The organism is Catellatospora coxensis, from assembly GCF_016862635.1.
Lineage (GTDB): Bacteria > Actinomycetota > Actinomycetes > Mycobacteriales > Micromonosporaceae > Catellatospora > Catellatospora coxensis.
Window position 1 is genome coordinate 1 of sequence record NZ_BONI01000211.1, and the last position, 724, is coordinate 724.

Genomic DNA, 724 nt, shown 5'->3' on the forward strand with positions numbered 1-724 from the left:
CGGATCCGGTGGTGCTGCACTCGCACGGCTTCGACGCGTCGCTGTTCCACGACGAGGACGGGACCAGCTGGCTGCTGGCGATGAGCGCGGACTGGCGGCCGGGCCGCGACCGGTTCGGCGGCATCGAGATCCAGCGCTACGACCGGGCGAAGCGGCAGCTCGTCGGCAACGCGCAGATCATCTTCACCGGCACCGCGGCCGGCCTGACCGAGGGCCCGCACCTGTACCGCCACGACGGCTGGTACTGGCTGGTCACCGCCGAAGGTGGCACCAGCTGGGAACACCAGGTCACCGTCGCCAGATCACGCAACCTGCACGGGCCGTACGATGTCGACCCGGCCGGGCCGCTGCTGACCTCGGTCGGACGTCCCGACCTCACCCTGCAGAAGGCCGGGCACGGCAGCCTCGTGCAGACCCAGCACGGCGACTGGTACCTCGCCCACCTGGCCGCCCGCCCCTACACCCCGCTCGGCAACTGCGTGCTCGGCCGCGAGACCGCCATCCAGAAAGTCGACTGGACCCCCGGCGGCTGGCCCGCCATCCCCGGCGGCATCCCGGCCGACGAGATCGCCGCACCCGGCCTGCCGATGCACGCCTGGCCCGCGGATCCCGCCACCGACCACTTCGACGCGCCGCAGCTGTCCACGGCGTGGTCGACGCTGCGCCGCCCGGCCGGACCGGAGTGGCTCGACCTGCGCTCGCGCCCCTCGCACCTGCGCATCCG

Annotated in this window: 1 protein-coding gene; it reads left to right on the plus strand. The window is 73.3% G+C overall.

Annotation, left to right across the window (positions count from 1 at the left end; translation table 11 throughout):
• Nucleotides 1–724, plus strand: a 724-nt coding sequence (locus Cco03nite_RS42060; protein WP_203699640.1) for a family 43 glycosylhydrolase, incomplete at both ends; no start/stop codon positions are given.